Here is a 17707-nt window from a genome sequence, read left to right on the forward strand (position 1 = left end):
AAGCCTAGGCTTGAGGGGTTTTTTCATGTCGTCAAGACTGCTGAAGTGCAGCCTTGTGTCTTTACATCGTGTCGATGAAGCTGCGCAGTTTGTCGCTGCGGCTAGGGTGCTTCAACTTGCGTAGTGCTTTGGCTTCAATCTGACGAATACGCTCGCGCGTGACATCAAACTGCTTGCCCACTTCTTCCAAGGTGTGGTCGGTGGACATTTCAATACCAAAGCGCATGCGCAGCACCTTGGCTTCACGCGGTGTGAGGCTGTCCAAGATGTCTTTGACCACATCGCGCAAGCCCGCTTGCATGGCTGCATCGATTGGCGCAGTGTTGGCGCTGTCCTCGATGAAATCGCCCAAGTGGCTGTCGTCGTCGTCACCGATTGGCGTTTCCATGGAGATTGGCTCTTTGGCAATCTTCATGATCTTGCGAATCTTGTCTTCCGGAATTTCCATTTTCTCGGCCAAGATGCTGGCATCGGGCTCGAAGCCAAATTCCTGCAAGTGCTGGCGCGAGATGCGGTTCATTTTGTTGATCGTCTCGATCATGTGAACTGGAATACGGATGGTGCGAGCTTGGTCCGCAATAGAGCGGGTGATGGCCTGACGAATCCACCATGTGGCGTAAGTGGAGAACTTGTAACCACGACGGTATTCGAATTTGTCCACGGCCTTCATCAAACCGATGTTGCCTTCTTGAATCAAATCGAGGAACTGCAAACCGCGGTTGGTGTATTTTTTAGCAATCGAAATGACCAAACGCAAGTTGGCTTCGATCATTTCTTTCTTGGCGTGACGTGAGGCGCGTTCACCCGCGTTCATGCGCTTGTTGATGTCCTTGAGTTCGTCCAAAGGCACCACCACACGAGTTTGCAAGTCGGTCAGTTTTTGCTGAATGTCTTGAACGGGCGGGATGTTGCGGCCCATCACAGCACTCCAAGGCTTGCCTGCGGCAGCTTGTTTTTCGATCCATTTCAAATCGAGCAAGTGAGAGGCAATGCGCTGGTTGTTTTTGTCGCGGCCGCTGAAGTCAGCAATGAACTGGTCCTGTGGGTAGCCACATTTGTCCACGATGATGCGGCGCAATTCACGTTCTTTTTTGCGAACGTCATCCACATGACCGCGAACCATGTCGCACAACTTTTCGATGGTCTTCGCTGTAAAGCGAATGGTCATCAACTCTTCAGACAATTCTTTTTGTGCCTTCTGGTAAGCCGGTGTACCCCAGCCTTCTTTGGCAGAAATTTTGTGCACTTTTTCGAACAGCTCTGTAATGCGGTCGAAGCGTTCGAGGGCTTGATTCTTCAACTCTTCCAATTTCTTGGTCAGAGCCTTGGAGCCACCTTTGCCGTCATCGTCGTCCGACTCGTCAAATTCGTCGAAGTCTTCTTCAGCCACGTAGTCATCGGCTTCGTTGATGTTGGAGAAGCCGTCCACCACGGTGGAGATCACAACTTTGCCTTCGCGGATTTCACCCGCAAGTCGCAAAATTTCGGCGATGGTGGCAGGTGAGGCGCTGATGGCCGTCATCATGTCCATCAAGCCGCCTTCAATGCGCTTGGCAATTTCAATTTCACCTTCGCGCGTCAGCAACTCAACCGTGCCCATTTCGCGCATGTACATGCGAACGGGGTCGGTGGTACGACCAAACTCACTGTCCACTGTCGACAAAGCAGCTTCAGCAGCTTCTTCGGCTTCTTCTTCGGTGGAACCCGTGGGTGCGTTGTCGGTGATGATCAGCGTTTCGGCATCGGGTGTTTGCTCATAAACGGCCACACCCAAATCATTCAGGGTGGCGATCACCACTTCCAAAGTTTCTGCGTCAACCAGCTTGTCGGGCAAGTGGTCTGAAATCTCGCCGTGCGTGAGGTAACCGCGAGTCTTGCCCAACTTGATCAGGGCTTTCAAGCGTTGACGGCGCTTGGCCATGTCTTCTTCAGACAAGACCGTTTCATCCAAACCAAACTCTTTCATCAAGGCACGCTCTTTGGCCTTGCTGATTTTCATGCGCAGGGGTTTGGCTTTTTCGGTTGACTCTGCAACGGGTTCGCCCGCCAGGTCATCTTCGATGTCACTCAAATCTTCATCGACAGGTGCTGCTGCGCCTGCTTTGGGTTTGCGGCCGCGCTTAGCGCCAGTCGGTTTCAGATCGGCTTCGGGTGCTGTTGTTTTGGCAGGCTTGCTGGCTGCAGCTTTGGTGGCCTTGGCCTCTGCAACTTTGGCTTCCGGTTTGGCAACTTCTTTGCTGACGGTTTTTGCGCTGACTTTGGCGGATGCCTTGGTGCTTTCTTTGGCGACTTCCTTGGCACTTACTTTTTGGGGTTCGGCTTTAGCATTTTTGTTGCTTGCTTTTGCAACCGCCTTGGCGGGAACTTCTTTTTTGGAAACGGGCACTGCGCTGACTTTCTTGGCCGGTGCGGCAGCTTTGGCAGCGGGCTTGGCAACAGGCTTGGCCACTGCTTTGACAGGCGTTTTCACGACAGGCTTGGCAGTGACTTTGGGTGTTGGTTTGGCGCTTGCTTTGGCTTTGACCGGACTTGCTTTAGGAGCTGCTTTGACCGCTGGTTTCGCTGCTTTGGCTGGGGCCGACTTGGCCACAGATTTGGCATTGGACTTGGCGGCTGGTTTGACAGCAACTTTTGCAATGGGTTTAACTGATTTGGCTGCGCCAGATTTGGCTTGTGCTTTAACGGGCTTCTTCGGCTTTGGAGCGGGCATGATGGACCTCAGGACTGCAAACGAACTTGGAAACAAACGCTGCGTCACAAACTTCTGACGCGAGAGGAGATGCCAACGCTGACCTGTATGCAGGTGCAATCATTGGCAAGGTTTTGGGGCAAGATGTTTGGGCGAACATTTGGAGTGCAGTCCTTGCGGTAGGTTGGCCGTCCCGAGGAGGGAGGTGCGCTGTGGCGTTGGCCGGGTCCGGAGGTGCTGCTGTCGCTCTTGCCTGAATTTTGGATTATACCCAAATAGGCTTCGCGGCATCAAGGAATTTGAGCGCCGATCAGGCTTTTTCGCCTTTGATGGAGTTCACGCCAACGCTGATAGGCTGCGGGGTCTTGGCCACTTTCAGCCTCTTTGAGGGCCGCTGTTTCTTGGACTTTGAGTTGGTCAATCAGCATTAAGTTGAGCAACATCCGCACTTCTTTGTGGGCCTCACCGGGTTCAAGCTCGGCTGCAGCACCAGGCTCAACTGGCAAATGCCCCCCCATCAATTTGGCAGCCAAGGGTGCAAAGGCTTGATTTTGTATTTCCGATTGCAGGGTGCCCCAAGCCAAAGGACCATGGTCATGGAATTGACTCTCAATCCAGCGCATCAATTCACCGTGCTCGCCGGGTAAATCGCAGAGAAGGGCGTGGTCCTCGGCCGAGAGGGTGTCCCACAAGGCCATGTTGGTCAAAACAAGCCTAACAGCATGGTCTGCGCGATTGGCCAGTGGCGTTCTAGGACCCAATTGGAGAGGCTGCTCGCTGCCGCCCACCAGGCGCCACTTGCCATTGGCATCTTTTTGCCAAGTTTTCCCATCTGGGCGCGTACGCGAACCTGATTTCTGGAACGTGGCACTTCGGGTGGATTCGAACGGTGAGGCCTGTCCTTCAGGGTCGTAGGCCGCGTCAGTTGCATAAGCCTGTGTATCACGCCCCGAGCTTTGGTTGGCAGAATTTTGAACGCTGCCACGGGGCTGGCTTCGGGCTGCCGCAGCTTCGGCTTGCTGCAACCACAGTCCCGCCAACTCAGCGGGATCGAGCTGAATCAATTGGGCCAACTCGGTGAGCAATTGGCGCTTCAAGGCGCCATCGGGCAAAGCGCGCCACAAGGGACTGGCATTGCTCGAGAGATGGGCTCGACCTTCTGCGGATTGCAAGTCGCACCCGTCAGAAGCCACTTCAATCAAAAATTTGGACAGAGGCGTGGCTTGTGCAACGCATTGGGAGAAAGCCTCGGAGCCTTTTTCTCGAATGTAGCTGTCGGGATCGTGCTCTTGGGGCAGAAATAAAAATTTGATGCTGCGCACATCGGTGGCATAACCCAAGGCACCGTCCAGAGCTTTTCTGGCGGCGCGGCGACCTGCGTTGTCGCCATCAAAACTGAACACCACTGAATCGGTGAATCGGAAAAGTTTTTGCACATGGTCTGGCGTGCATGCAGTGCCTAAGGTGGCCACAGCATTTGGAAAGCCCCACTGCGCAAGCGCCACAACGTCCATGTAACCTTCGGTCACCAGCACATAGCCAGCACTGTGGATGCTTTCTCTGGCTTCAAACAGGCCATACAGTTCACGACCTTTGTGGAAAACGGGTGTCTCTGGCGAGTTCAGGTATTTGGGGGTGCCATCGCCCATGACCCGTCCACCAAAGCCAATGCATTCGCCTTTGATGTTGCGAATGGGGAACATCACCCGATCTCTAAAACGGTCGTATCGCTTGTCGTCGTCCTCATTCACAATCACCAGACCGCTTTCAACCAACAAAGGGTCGTCGTAATTGGGGAACACACTGGCCAAACTGCGCCAACCTTCTGGCGCATAGCCCAAGCCAAAGCGTTTGGCAATTTGCCCAGACAAGCCGCGCCCTTTGAGGTAAGCGACGGCCTTGGGTGCGGTCTTCAAATGCTGGCGATACGATTCACCCGCTTTTTCAAGCATGTCGGTAAGCGAGTTTTGTTTTTGTTTTTGCTCAGCGGCTTTGGCGCGGTCTTGGGGTGACAGATCATCTTCTGGCACCGTCATGCCGGTTTGCTGCGCCAAGTCTTTGACGGCTTCAATGAAGGTCATGCCCGCGTGGTCCATGAGAAAGCCAAGGGCATTGCCGTTTTTGCCACAGCCAAAGCAATGAAAAAATTGCTTGGTCGGACTGACCGTGAAACTGGGTGATTTCTCGCCATGAAATGGGCACAAGCCCATAAAGTTGGCGCCACCCTTTTTGAGCTGGACATAGCGGCCCACCACCTCCACGACGTCAACGCGTGAAAGCAGTTCTTGAATAAATGATTGAGGAATGGCCACGGGTCTATTTTCACCCAAGAAGGGGGGTCCTTGGGCACAAAAAAGCCCTGCTCAGCAGGGCTTGTTTTGAAGCGCCAGAAAAATCAGGCTGCTTTCTTTTTGCTTTTGGACTTTTTCTTTTTGGCAGCCTTTTTGGCGGCTTTAGGCGCTTCTGCGGCGGGCTTGGCTGCTGGTGCGGCAGCAGGGGCTGCTGCGGGCGCTGGCGCTGGCGCTGCAGCAGGCGCTGCAGGAACGACGGGTGCTGTAGGTGCAGCAGTTTGTGCCACAGAGGCCAAGGCCATGGTGCTCAAGACACCTGCAACGATGAGTTTGTACATGGAACTTCCTTCAATAAAACAAAACAAGATGAGGATACAACGAATCACAGGGGGTTCAGGATGACCTCAGTCAATATTGAAGGCATGAACCTGATATTGGCCCGTTTTTTGATCCGCAAAATAATGCTTCAAAGTTTCCTGGACTGTGCGAAAGGCCAAGTCATCCCAAGGGATTTCAGACTCTAGAAACATGCGTGTCTCTTGCGTTTCAAAACCAGGGTTGAATTCTTCGTTGAGCAATTCGGCCAGATAGTAAAGATGGACCTGACCGACGCGCGGCACACTCATGACCGTGATCAAGGGGCCCATGGTGAAATTGGCACCCGCCTCTTCAGTGGTTTCCCTTGCGGCGCCCTCAGACGTGCTTTCACCAAGTTCCATAAAGCCTGCCGGCAAAGTCCATTTGCCTTTGCGTGGCTCAATGTTGCGTTTGCAAAGAAGGACGCGATTGCCTAAATAAGGCACTGTGCCGACAACATTGAGTGGATTTTCATAGTGCACCAAGTTGCATGCCGTACAAACCGCACGCTCTTTGGTGTCGCCATCATCGGGGAGTCGATACAAAACTGCCGAACCACAGGCTCGGCAGTGTTTGATCAATTGGCGTTGGAAGCTCAAGCTTTTTTCGCTGGTGCTTTAGCAGCTGGCGCCTTGCTGTGCTTTTCAATCAGCGCGCGCGCAGTGTCAAGTAGTTTGCGGCCGTCATAGCCACGCTTGTTCATGTCTTCAACCCATTCCACTTCCAGAGTACGTGACTTGCGACGGAATTCTTGTGCTTCTTCGGGGCTGACCGTAAAGATGGCATTGCCACGATCGCTGGCGGCTTTGCGTCCGGCAATATCGCCTTCTTGTTGCACTTTGCCAAGCCAAGCAGATGTTTCCATGCCGCTGTTGTTATCGATGATTTTCTTCAAATCAGGCGGCAGAGAGTTGTACTTGGCTTTGTTCATGGCCATCACAAATGTGGTGGTGTAGAGGCTGCCGCCCGCAGGATCAAACTCTGCGTGGTTTTTGGTCAACTCGTGCACCTTCACAGAGGGCACCACTTCCCAAGGAATGACCGCACCATTGATGGTGCCCTTGGACAACGCATCGGGGATGCCAGGCAAAGGCATGCCAACCGGAATGGCGCCCAAAGCGCCCATCAGTTTGGTCACTTGGCGTGTTGGCGCGCGCATTTTCAAGCCCTTCATGTCCGCCACATTTTTGACGGGCTTGTCAGCCGTGTGAATCACGCCAGGGCCGTGCACTTGCAAGGCAATGACTTGCGTTTCTTTGAACTCATCTGGCGCCATGGTTTGCACATATTCCCAATAGGCTTTGGAGGTGGCTTCGGCATTGGTCATCATGAACGGAAGTTCAAAAACTTCAATGCGTGGGAAGCGCCCAGCTGTGTTGCCTGGCAAGGTCCAGATAATGTCGACCACACCATCGCGTGCTTGGTCATACAACTGCACAGGTGTACCACCCAATTGCATAGCAGGGTAGGCTTCAAATTTGATGCGACCACCCGATTCTTTTTCAACCTTGTTCATCCATGCTTTGTGCATGTTGAGCCACACGTTGGACTGAGGTGCCATGAAGGTGTGAAATTTCAGGGTGACGGTTTGCTGGGCAAAACCTGTGAGGGCTGGGGCAGCCAGCGCAGCGACGGCGCCAGATTTCAAAAGTGAGCGACGTTGAATCATGTGTGTCTCCAAATATTGATGGACTGAATGTTAACGGATCAAGGCCTTAAAAACCGATTTCAAATCAAGCGACGTATTGAATCAACCACAGGGAAATCCCGGGGAAGAAAAGCAACAAAGTGGTACGGATGGTGTCGCTGATGAGGAAGGGCATGACACCCTTGTAACTTTCAGAGATGGGCACATCCTTGGCCATGCTGTTGACCACATAGACATTCAGGCCGACTGGCGGCGCCAGCATGCCAAAGCCAACGGTCATCAAGACCATGATGCCAAACCAAATGGCGGTGGGTTCTTTGGCCATGCCAAAGTCAAGGCCCATGATCATGGGGAAGAAAATGGGAATGGTCAGCAAAATCATGCTGAGCTCGTCCATGACTGCGCCCAAGACCACGTAAAACAGCAAGATGGCCGTGACCACCATCAAAGGTGACAGACCCCAGCCGCCAACCACTTCTGCCAGTTGGTTAGGCACTTGCGTCAGCGCCAAAGACGAGTTCATGACATCCGCACCGATGAAAATCATGAAAATCATGGCCGAGCTTTCGGCGGTGGCATAAAAACAGGTTTTGAATTTAGCCCAGTTGATTTCGCGCTTGAGCAGTGCGGCCACAAAGGTGGACGCCGCACCCACGCCAGCACCTTCAGTGGGGGTGAAAAAGCCGCCGTAAATGCCGCCAAACACAATGATGAAAACGGCGGCAATGGGCGCGATGCCACCCAATGCAGCAAGCGAAAAGCGCTCAATGTTGTCATCGACTTCTGGCGCTTGGCCAGGCACTACGCGCACATAAATGGCAATGGCAATCATGTAGCCGACCATGGCAATGACGCCTGGGATCATTGCAGCAGCAAACAGCTTGGCAATGTTTTGTTCCGTCAAAATGGCATAGATGACCAAGGGCACAGAGGGCGGAATCAAAATGCCCAAGGTGCCACCTGCAGCCAAGGTGCCGGTTGAGAGTCGACCGGAATAACCATGTCGCTTCATCTCAGGCAATGCCACACCGGTGATGGTGGCTGCTGTTGCCACGGATGAGCCGCAGATCGAGCCAAAGGCTGCGCTGGCTAGCACGGCTGCCATGGCCAAGCCGCCTTTGAAGCGTCCCATCACGCTGGCTGCAAACTGAAACAAGGCTTTGCTGATGCCGCCTTGCGTTGCAAAGTGCCCCATCAATATGAACAGAGGAATGACGGACAAGTCATAACTGGCAAAACGCGCAAACGCTAAATTGTTGAGGAAGCTGGAATAGGGTCCCCATCCGGTTTGCGTCAAATAGCCTAGCGTGCCTGCTGCAAACATGGCCACTGCAATCGGAACGCGAATGGCCATGAGCACCAACATGGCGCCGAAGATGATCAAGCACAGTGTCAGGGCGCTCATGCTGCAGCTCCTTCATTGACCGCAAATTTTTCGCCCATGATGGCTTGTGCCAAAGCAATCACGCCGCTCAAGACCAAGGGCGGTGTCATGGCTGCATAAACAATCCATTCTGGAAAGCCCAACATCATGGAGCCCGATTGCGAAATCCAAGCATTCATGCCGCCAAGGTAGGTGCGCCAAGCCAGAAGTCCAAAGGCCATGGCCATGAACAATGCGCCAAGCCTATCAAGTTGAACGATGGTGGCTTCACTGGCTTTGGCCGTAAAGAAGTCCACAATGATGTTGGCCTTCTTCAGTTGGCACAGGGGCATGAACAACGCAATGGCAGCGCCTGTGGCAACGCCTGTTAATTCAAAGTCTCCCACAATCGTGTCGCCGGTGGTGTTGCGGCCAATCAGGCTGTAGCAGGTCATGAGGGTGATGAATGTGAGCAAGATGCCAGACAGCACACTGCACAACTTGGCCAATAGTTCGAGTATTTTCATGAGAGTTCCGGCACACGAGGCCATCAGCCTCGTGGTTTCCATTCAATGATTATTTGGCAGGATCGATCTTGACTGTCAAAGAGCCCAAGCCAGCCACTTGACCCACCAATGTATCGCCCGCCACAACGGCAGCAACACCTTCAGGCGTGCCCGTGTAAATCAGGTCGCCAGGTTGCAATTCCCAAGCTGCTGACAAGTGTTCAATGGTCTCTGCCACATTCCAGATGAGCTTGGCAACACTGCTGGTTTGACGAACTTGACCGTTCACCAACAGATCGAGCGGGGCATTGTTGATATCGCCGGCCTTGTCTTTTGGGGTGATGGGGCCAATGGGCGCAGAGTGATCAAAGGCTTTGCCGATGCACCAAGGACGACCCTGTTTCTTCATGTCGTTTTGCAAATCGCGGCGTGTCATGTCAAGGCCAACCGCGTAGCCATAAATGTGTTTTTCTGCGTCTGCGGCTTTGATGTTTTTGCCGCCAATGCCAATCGCCACAACCAGTTCAATTTCGTGGTGCAAATTTTGGGTGATGCTGGGGTAGGGCATGTGACCTGTTTCACCTGCATTGACAACCACCAAGGAGTCACTTGGTTTGAGAAAGAAAAAGGGCGGTTCACGACCTGTGAAACCCATCTCTTTGGCATGCTCTTCATAATTGCGGCCCACGCAGTAAATACGGTGAACAGGAAAACGCTCTGGTTGTCCAAGTACCGGGACAGAGGGAATTTCAGAAGGTGCAAAAACGAAGCTCATGGGAACCTTTCAGATCAGGAGATTTCAGCGGAAATAAAGCGCTTTTCGTAAGTATACTTACGAAAATACGCATCTTTCCAAACCACCCAATGATAGTGCTATGAACAACAGTTTCGATTTCGCCCAAGCGCCGGGTCATTTGGTCCGCCGTGCGCATCAAATTGCTGTTGCCTTGTTCATGAGCGAGCTGTCGGCAGAAGATGTCACGCCTGTTCAATTTGCCATTTTGAATGCGGTGATGGACACGCCAGGTGTCGATCAAGTGACCTTGGCCAATCGCGTGGCATTTGATGCAGCCACTTCAGGTTCGGTGATCGGTCGCCTAGAAACCAAAGGCTGGATTCGACGTGAGCCCGATCAAGTGGACCGTCGGCGCAAGCTTTTATGGTTGACGCCTGCCGGCCAAGAAGCCACCCTTCAAATGAAGCGTGCGGTGGAGCAAGTTCAAGAAAAAATCACGAGCCCTCTAACGCCAGAGGAGGCGCAAGCTCTGCGGGTGTTGTTGGCCAAGTTGGTCGCAGGCCACGAGCGAGCTTCGACCGATTGAATTCATTTTTGCAAGCGCTGTGCAGCGTTGTGCAACAGCGCCTGCCTGAGTTAACTTTTGTAAGTCAATTCAAAATGTTCGACCACGGGTGGCGCCGCAAAGAAGGGTCCCACAATGGCGCGCCACTCTGCAAACAAGGGTGACTCTCTAAAGCCAACGGTGTGGTCTTCTAGGGTGTCCCAAAAAATTTGCAACACAAAGCGATCTGGACTCTCAATGCCTCGATTGACTTTGGCGCCTTGAAAGCCTTTGGCGCGCGAAATAACGGTTGCCAGGCCGCGAGCAATGGCCTCTTCAAAAGCCTTCTGTTGGCCAGGCGTGATGCGAATGTCTGCAAGTTCGAGAATCATGTAAAACCTCAAGTGTGAGTTGTGAATGTCAACGGGCTTATTTTGACAAATTAAAGTCGACGTTGCTTGGCTGTCCACAAAACGAGCGACACAAAGCACAGGGTCACGATGACCAAAGCAAAGCTGCTGGTCGCCCAAAAAGTGCTAACTTCTGGACGTGCAGACCATGGGCCTAAGCCTTCATAGGCCCACAGATAGGCGCCTCCCAGACCCACGCCCCATAGCATCACACAATAGATGGCCAGGGGGATCAGGGTGATTCGGTAGCAACGCAAAATGAAGGCGCAAACCGCTTGCAAGGCATCCACCAAGTGGTACAACGCCACCCATACCAACACGCTGGCAGCGGTGATGGCAACTTCTGCATTGGCAGAAAAAAGCTGTGCCAAACCCTCGCGGTTCAATGCCAAGCCACCGCTGCTAAGCAGGGCCAATGCCAAGCAAATTTTCAGCCCTGTGTTCGCTGCTTGTTCGGCATGGTGGGCTTGACTGGCGCCCAACCAAAATCCGACACGGGCACTGCTGGCAATGCCCAATGCCAAGGGCACCATGTACATCAGGCTGGCCAAACTGGCGGCGATTTGATGACTGGCTGCGGCAACCACGCCTTGCCGGGAGATGAACAAGGCCATCATCGTGAAGGCGGTCACTTCCACCATGAGTGATAAACCAGACGGTACGCCCAAGCGTAAAAATTGACGCAGTGTTGGCCAATGCACGGCTTCCATTGGCTGCCAAATCCGATAGGGGACATAAACAGGATGATGGCGTAAGTGGTAAATGCCCATGAGCAACAACCAAGTGTTCACGACCAAGGTGGCCCAAGCACATCCCACAACGCCGTGAGCCGCCAAACCCCAGCCACCCAATGTGAACCAAATGGACAGCGGAATCTTGATGCCCAAGGCTGCAATTTGAAGAGCGGTGACCCTCAAGGGCATGCCCAGACTTTGATTCAAGGTGGCATACATGCGAAACAGCAAGGAGGGTCCAACCGCCACCGCCAAAACTTGTAAATAAGCGCGGACATCCCCTTGCAAAGCTTCTGGAACTTGGGTTGCCTCTAGCCATATACCGGGCCACAAGAGCGCGAGCATGCCGAGCAAACTGACGCTCAAGCAAAGGTACAAGGCTTGACGAACAGATTTGCCCAAGGCCACATGCTGGCCTGCGCCTCGCAGTTCGGACCAAACAGGCAGCATGGCTTGCATCAGGCCATTCAACGCCACGTAGATGCTGATGTAGATGGCTGAGCCGACTGAAAGAGCGGCCAAAGCAGAAGCATCGTAGCGCCCCGCAATCAGCGTGTCGGCAATGCCAAAAGACATCACTGCCAACTGGCCGATCAGGACCGTGCCAGCATGGCGAAGGATGATGCGCGCTTCAAACATTCAGCAACACGCGTTCAGGGTTTGGCAACGTGGGGTGCTGTGCGTTTGTACAAAACAATGTCTTCATTGTTGTCGGAGGGGCGACGAACAGTGGCTTGGTATTGCCAAGTTTGCATGTCGACATCTTTTTTCAAGGTGCTCAATGCTTGCGTATCAACAATCAACCATTCGCATTGCGCAACCTGCGGGTTGCCATCCGTTGAGTCTTTGCTTGTAGGAATCAACTTGAACTTTCCGTGAAACTCAAATGCAGCGCCTTGCGCGCGCGTGAGGCCATGGTAGTGAACGCATTCTGGCGTGCCAAGCATGTCGCGAACTTTGAGCACCAAAGGCTCGTAGCTGCGCGCAAAATTCAAGAGAGGCAACCACAACGTCATGACCAAAAGCCAACACAAAATGGCGCCACCCGCGGGCAGTGCCATGCTTTTCCAAATGGCGGCGCGGTGACGGCCCGCCCGCCATTTGACCAAGCTAGCCCATACCAGCGAGGCCATCAAAGCAAAGACAAGAGCGGCGCCAGAAAAGACGTGCGTAAATCCGGGTGCGAGTCGTGCAACGTTGATAGCGGGTTGTGCCGGAATGCCGGTTTGCAAAGAGGTCCATACAACCCAAATGATCAATGCCCCCACACTGAAAAACACCAAAGTGAACCAGTCCACAAATGCACTGACACTGCGGCGGAGCGTTGGCAGCGCAAATGCTGCCAGGGTTGCCATGGCTGGCAAACTCAGAAGCAAAGCGCGATCGCTGAGACCCGAAAACCAGGTTGTGCAGATGGCGACGGCAACAAACCAAAGCGGCAGTGACAAATGCGGATTGGCTGTCAGGTGTTGCAGTTGGAAGCGCCAGCGCCAGAGGGTCCAAATGGCCAATGGCCAAGCGGGCCATGTGAACCAAAGCAACAAGCGCGTCATCGATTTGATTTCAAAAATGTGCGAGTAGGCCACACGCCAACGCCACAGCCCCAGGGCACTGACCAAGGCTGCAGTGGCCAGACAAATGAGCAACACCCAGGCCACATCCACACTGCGCGCACGCAATGCGCTGGGCTTGCCTGTGTCCAGTGCCATGACAATGGCACCGCCGACACCCAAGATCATGGCCAAGGCCGGTGCGCCTGAGAGTGCCATGCCCACAATGGCGATGGCCGAGCTGACCCAAGCCCCTGTGCGTTTGCGAGGCAGATTGGCCAATGCAAAAAAGAGCAATGTGGAAAAGCTCAACTGCGCAAGCGCGGGTGTTGCTTCGTGTGAAAGCCTTGCCAAACCCAAGCAAGCCAACAAGGCCAACAAACCTCCGTCGGCAATGGCCCTGGCGTAATCAGCCGGACGTGCTTCGCCGCCAAAGGCAAAGGTCACAGGCTGTGCGGCGGGCGTTCTTGCCAAGGCATAAACGCCATACCAGGTGGCGGCCAGTGTGAGGGCCAGCAAGCCCATGAAGGGAACGCGCGCTGCCAAATCGATGGGAATGGCTGCGGGCAAGATTTGGATGCTCCATGCACCTAACCAATAGGGCAGCAAGGCCGCATGGGGATCGACTTGCCCTAGCAGGGTTGGTTTTAGCCACGAGACTGTTTCAGGCCCGAAGGTCTGAGCCAAGTGCAGCATGAAACCAAAAGCTTCCATGTCGTCTGCCTTCCAAGGCGTTCTGCCGACAAAACCTGGCAGCACATAGGCCAAGCAGAACATCAACAGTACCCACCGCGGCAAGCGCCTGACAGCGCTTTGGGCCACGATGGCTGGATTGGAAGATGAATCAGAAGAGTTGAAAGTCACAACTTAGAAGATAGCAGAGAAGCACCTTGGATCAAAGCGACCCCAAGGTAAAAAAACATGCGCAATTTAGCCGGTGCAAAAAACAAGGGCAGGCCGGTTGCCCGGGCTGCCCTGTTTGATCACGCAGTGATGCGTTTGGGGAATTATTTGGTGACGCTTGTCTTGCCAAAGCGATTGCGGAATTTCTCAACGCGACCACCCATGTTGTCCACAGATTTTTGTGTACCTGTGTAGAAGGGGTGCGATTCGCTGGAAGTATCCAACTTGAACAAAGGCAACTCGCGGCCGTCGTCCATTTTCACCATTTCTTTGGCGTTGACACAAGAACGTGTGACGAACTTGAAGCCGTTAGACAGGTCCAAGAAGCAAACTTCTCGGTAGTTGGGGTGAATGCCTTCTTTCATGGTCTTTTCCTTGAGTTCAGTTGCGACAGCCGCCCATGGACCATTCCAGGGTACTTTTCGCGAAAAACGAGATTATGGCATGAAATCAATGACTTGCATGCCAAATTAGAGCTGAGACAGCTACTTTTTAGCCGCCGCGTCGCATCATGTCGAAGAATTCGACATTGCTCTTCGTGGCTTTCATGCTCTTGAGCACCATTTCCATGGCTTCAATTTCGTCCATGTTGTACATGAACTGGCGCAGGATACGGGTCTTTTGCAGCACTTCGGGTTGCAACAACATCTCTTCTCGACGCGTTCCGCTGCGGTTCAAGTTGATCGCGGGGAACACGCGCTTTTCGTACAAGCGGCGTTCCAAATGAATTTCGCAATTGCCTGTGCCCTTGAATTCTTCAAAGATCACCTCGTCCATGCGGCTACCGGTGTCCACCAAAGCGGTTGCGATGATGGTCAAGCTGCCGCCTTCTTCCACATTGCGCGCTGCGCCAAAGAAACGCTTGGGGCGTTGCAGGGCGTTGGCATCGACACCGCCGGTCAGAACCTTGCCTGAACTGGGTACCACATTGTTGTACGCGCGGGCCAAACGGGTGATCGAGTCGAGCAAGATGACGACGTCTTTTTTGAGTTCGACCAAACGCTTGGCGCGCTCGATGACCATTTCGGCCACGTGAACGTGGCGCGCTGCAGGTTCGTCAAATGTGGAGGCTATGACTTCGCCGCGCACGGTGCGCTGCATCTCTGTCACTTCTTCAGGGCGCTCGTCAACGAGCAAAACCATCAGGTGGACGTCGGGGTTGTTGGCCGTGATGGCATGCGCAATGTGCTGCATCATCACGGTCTTACCCGACTTGGGCTGCGCCACGATCAAGGCACGTTGGCCTTTACCAATGGGGGCAATGATGTCAATCACACGGCTGGTGATGTTCTCATCGGCCTTGATGTCACGCTCCAAGCGCATTTGAATGTTGGGGAACAAGGGCGTCAAGTTCTCAAACATGATCTTGTGCTTGTTGTTCTCTGGCAAATCGCCATTGACCTTGTCCAGCTTGGTGAGGGCAAAGTAGCGCTCGCCGTCTTTGGGGATGCGCACTTCACCTTCGATCATGTCACCCGTGTGCAGATTGAATCGGCGCACTTGACTGGGGCTGATGTAGATGTCGTCGGTGCTGGCGGTGTAGCTGGTGTCGGGGCTGCGCAAGAAACCAAAGCCGTCAGGCAAGATTTCCAAAACGCCATCGGCAAACACTTGTTCACCAGCGCGGGCGCGCTTTTTGATGATGGCAAACATCAGCTCTTGCTTGCGCATGCGGCCCGTGTTTTCAATCTCAAGTGCTTCGGCTTGCTTGAGGACTTCAGACACGTGCAGTGCCTTGAGTTCGTTTAAGTGCATGGATTTACCTGCGTAAAACAACCCTGGTGGGTTGATGTCAAAAAAATCAGGGGGAGTTGGAAAACCAGAATTTCAAGCGTCTAGAAACCAAAGCCATGAAAGGTGCGCCAGTAGGATAAGCAGGCGCTTGGGGCTTTACGAAGTTTCTATCTTGAAACTGTGTTGAAACCCTTTTGGGGATCAACGTTGCGGATTATGACAGGAATTTCGCGGGCTTCGCAAGCCGTGCCTGAGAAGCGCATGAGCGCTGGTCTCAAGAAATTAAGGCTTTTGCCTGAAGTGGGGCGAGCTGGCGCACTCGCCCTGTTCAAAGTTTCAGGCCAATTGTTGGTCAATGAAAGCTGTCAATTGGGCTTTGCTCATGGCGCCCACCTTGGTTGCCGCCAGTTGACCGTCTTTGAAGATCATGAGGGTAGGGATGCCGCGAATGCCATACTTGGCAGGAATGTCACGGTTTTCATCCACATTCATTTTGGTGATTTGCAATTTGCCCTGATAGGCACCTGCCACATCGTCCAAAATGGGCGCAATCATTTTGCAAGGGCCGCACCATTCAGCCCAGAAATCAACCACCACAGGTGTAGCTGACTTGATAACGTCAGCGTCAAATGTGGCATCAGAAGTGTGTTTGATCAAATCGCTGGCCATGGCCTTTTCCTTGTTTGAATGTGAAATGCAACGAACGTGCCTTTGTAAACTGCTTGTATTTTGACAGAAACCCATAAGCCGCTAAGGCATGGGGCCATCTTTTCCATTGTTTGATCATCGTTTTCCTATGAATTCCATCCGAGCTGATGCACAGCCTTCCCAAAACGTCGACGTGGCCATCGTCGGCGGCGGGCCTGCGGGCTTGATGGCGGCTGAGTTGCTCTCAAGTTGGGGGCACGCGGTTCACCTCTTTGATGCCATGCCTTCCGTTGGCCGCAAATTCTTGCTGGCGGGGCGGGGCGGTCTGAACTTGACGCATGCTGAACCCGCTTTGCAATTCTTGACGCGGTACGGCCAACATCAGCAGCAATTGACGCCTTTTATCCAAGCCTGGGGTGCACCAGAACTTCGCAATTGGGCTCAAAGCTTGGGCATCGACACCTTTGTGGGCACATCGGGGCGGGTCTTTCCAACAGAAATGAAGGCAGCCCCTTTGCTGAGGTCGTGGCTGCATCGTTTGCGTCATCCAGCCACGGGCTTGCCCGTTGAATTTCACATGCGTCATCGTCTCCAATGCATTCAAGCACTGAATGTCTCAGGCCACGCGCAAGTCCAGTTGACGTTCCAAGTTCAAAATCTGTCGAGTGAAGTCGCGCAAACCAAAGAGGTTCATGCCAAATCGGTCATCTTGGCTTTAGGCGGTGGCAGTTGGGCACGTTTGGGCTCTGACGGCGCTTGGGTGCCCTGGCTCCAAGCCATGGGCGTGCCTGTCAAGCCACTACAGCCTTCAAATTGTGGTTTTCATGTCAGGGGCAGATCAGGCTCAGGTTGGACGCCATTTTTTGAACAGCGTTTTGCAGGACATCCCTTGAAATCGGTCACCCTTTCGTGGCAAACGCCACAAGGTCAAGTGCTCAAGCGACAAGGAGAGTTTGTGGCCACAGCCTATGGCGTCGAGGGCAGCTTGGTCTATACCGCGTCGGCAGATTTGCGTGAGCAAATCAATCAAAAGGGTGTGGCGGAGGCTCAATTGGACATGTTGCCTGACCGTACTTTGGACCAGGTGCAAAAGGAGGTCATGCACCCCCGCGGCACACGCAGTTTGTCGTCGCACCTTAAAAGCCGTCTGGGCATTGAGGGCGTCAAAATGGGTTTGTTGAACGAATTGCTTTCACCCGAAGACCTTCACGATCCAATTCGATTGGCGCAAGCGATCAAGGGTCTTTCCATTCAATTGACGGCCACTCGGCCCATGGACGAAGCCATCAGCACGGCAGGGGGCGTGACCTGGGAAGGCTTGCTGCCAAGCTTGGAGTTCAAAGCCTTGCCAGGTGTGTTTTGTGCAGGGGAGATGCTCGATTGGGAGGCCCCAACGGGGGGGTATTTGCTCACAGCCAGTATGGCCACTGGGGCATGGGCCGCGAAGGCACTGCACCAAAAAATGAAAGGTGACGAGCCTTGACCCCGGCACTGGCGCCGCAGTTAGAGCTGCTTGGTTCCCCACCTGACTCGGTTGGCCGCTTAACCATGCGGGAAGGCCCGTCGGGGTCTATTGTAAGACACCGATAGAATC

At 53.6% G+C, this 17707-nt stretch carries 16 protein-coding genes and 1 other RNA gene; 2 read left to right on the forward strand and 15 right to left on the reverse strand.

Annotation, left to right across the window (positions count from 1 at the left end):
* Positions 1-61: 61 nt before the first annotated feature.
* The 8 genes from rpoD to L103DPR2_RS07605 form a co-directional block, all read right to left on the reverse strand.
* Entirely contained in the window at positions 62-2710 is a 2649-nt protein-coding gene (rpoD, locus tag L103DPR2_RS07570) for an RNA polymerase sigma factor RpoD (RefSeq protein ID WP_231717599.1), read from the reverse strand.
* A gap of 269 nt (positions 2711-2979) precedes the next feature.
* Positions 2980-5001, reverse strand: a complete 2022-nt coding sequence (gene dnaG / locus L103DPR2_RS07575; protein WP_055361930.1) for a DNA primase — start codon at positions 4999-5001, stop codon at positions 2980-2982.
* An 83-nt stretch (positions 5002-5084) separates the two neighbouring features.
* Positions 5085-5318 (reverse strand): hypothetical protein, encoded by a 234-nt coding sequence (locus tag L103DPR2_RS07580; RefSeq protein ID WP_055360470.1) that lies wholly within the window; start codon positions 5316-5318, stop codon positions 5085-5087.
* A 66-nt stretch (positions 5319-5384) separates the two neighbouring features.
* Positions 5385-5936, reverse strand: a complete 552-nt coding sequence (locus L103DPR2_RS07585) for an NUDIX hydrolase (protein ID WP_055360471.1) — start codon at positions 5934-5936, stop codon at positions 5385-5387.
* Complete coding sequence (locus L103DPR2_RS07590) at positions 5933-7006, reverse strand: TRAP transporter substrate-binding protein (protein WP_055360472.1); 1074 nt, start codon at positions 7004-7006, stop codon at positions 5933-5935. Before L103DPR2_RS07590 ends, L103DPR2_RS07585 begins: the two co-directional genes overlap by 4 nt.
* A 64-nt stretch (positions 7007-7070) precedes the next feature.
* Positions 7071-8390: a TRAP transporter large permease gene (locus tag L103DPR2_RS07595; RefSeq protein WP_055360473.1), complete on the reverse strand. Its 1320-nt coding sequence runs from the start codon at positions 8388-8390 to the stop codon at positions 7071-7073.
* A complete protein-coding gene (locus L103DPR2_RS07600; protein ID WP_055361931.1) occupies positions 8387-8875 on the reverse strand; it encodes a TRAP transporter small permease in 489 nt (162 codons plus the stop codon). Before L103DPR2_RS07600 ends, L103DPR2_RS07595 begins: the two co-directional genes overlap by 4 nt.
* Positions 8876-8924: 49 nt before the next feature.
* On the reverse strand, positions 8925-9629 hold the full coding sequence (locus tag L103DPR2_RS07605; protein WP_055360474.1) for a fumarylacetoacetate hydrolase family protein: 705 nt from the start codon (positions 9627-9629) through the stop codon (positions 8925-8927).
* 100 nt (positions 9630-9729) lie between these two features.
* On the opposite strand from L103DPR2_RS07605, the gene L103DPR2_RS07610 reads away from it, so the two are divergent.
* Positions 9730-10176, forward strand: a complete 447-nt coding sequence (locus L103DPR2_RS07610) for a MarR family winged helix-turn-helix transcriptional regulator (RefSeq protein WP_055360475.1) — start codon at positions 9730-9732, stop codon at positions 10174-10176.
* A 50-nt stretch (positions 10177-10226) separates the two neighbouring features.
* On the opposite strand, the gene L103DPR2_RS07615 is transcribed toward L103DPR2_RS07610, so the two are convergent.
* From L103DPR2_RS07615 to trxA, 6 genes are all read right to left on the reverse strand, one after another.
* Positions 10227-10526, reverse strand: a complete 300-nt coding sequence (locus L103DPR2_RS07615; RefSeq protein WP_055360476.1) for an antibiotic biosynthesis monooxygenase family protein — start codon at positions 10524-10526, stop codon at positions 10227-10229.
* A gap of 50 nt (positions 10527-10576) precedes the next feature.
* A complete protein-coding gene (locus tag L103DPR2_RS07620) occupies positions 10577-11917 on the reverse strand; it encodes an MATE family efflux transporter (protein WP_055360477.1) in 1341 nt (446 codons plus the stop codon).
* Between the two features lie 14 nt (positions 11918-11931).
* The gene (locus tag L103DPR2_RS07625) at positions 11932-13692 is read right to left on the reverse strand and encodes a hypothetical protein (RefSeq protein WP_055360478.1); all 1761 of its coding nucleotides are present in this window, start codon (positions 13690-13692) and stop codon (positions 11932-11934) included.
* 143 nt (positions 13693-13835) lie between these two features.
* Positions 13836-14096, reverse strand: coding sequence for a type B 50S ribosomal protein L31 (locus L103DPR2_RS07630; RefSeq protein WP_055360479.1), 261 nt, complete (start codon positions 14094-14096; stop codon positions 13836-13838).
* A 127-nt stretch (positions 14097-14223) separates the two neighbouring features.
* The gene (gene rho / locus L103DPR2_RS07635; protein WP_055360480.1) at positions 14224-15486 is read right to left on the reverse strand and encodes a transcription termination factor Rho; all 1263 of its coding nucleotides are present in this window, start codon (positions 15484-15486) and stop codon (positions 14224-14226) included.
* 315 nt (positions 15487-15801) lie between these two features.
* Complete coding sequence (gene trxA, locus L103DPR2_RS07640) at positions 15802-16134, reverse strand: thioredoxin TrxA (RefSeq protein ID WP_055360481.1); 333 nt, start codon at positions 16132-16134, stop codon at positions 15802-15804.
* Positions 16135-16261: 127 nt separating this feature from the next.
* Between trxA and L103DPR2_RS07645 the strand changes: the two genes are divergently transcribed.
* Positions 16262-17596 (forward strand): TIGR03862 family flavoprotein, encoded by a 1335-nt coding sequence (locus tag L103DPR2_RS07645; protein ID WP_055361932.1) that lies wholly within the window; start codon positions 16262-16264, stop codon positions 17594-17596.
* Here L103DPR2_RS07645 and ffs read toward each other — a convergent pair.
* Positions 17582-17678: signal recognition particle sRNA small type (gene ffs / locus L103DPR2_RS14215), an RNA gene on the reverse strand. The two genes, L103DPR2_RS07645 and ffs, sit on opposite strands and share 15 nt — an antisense overlap.
* Positions 17679-17707: the final 29 nt, after the last annotated feature.

This window comes from Limnohabitans sp. 103DPR2, assembly GCF_001412575.1.
GTDB lineage: Bacteria > Pseudomonadota > Gammaproteobacteria > Burkholderiales > Burkholderiaceae_C > Limnohabitans_A.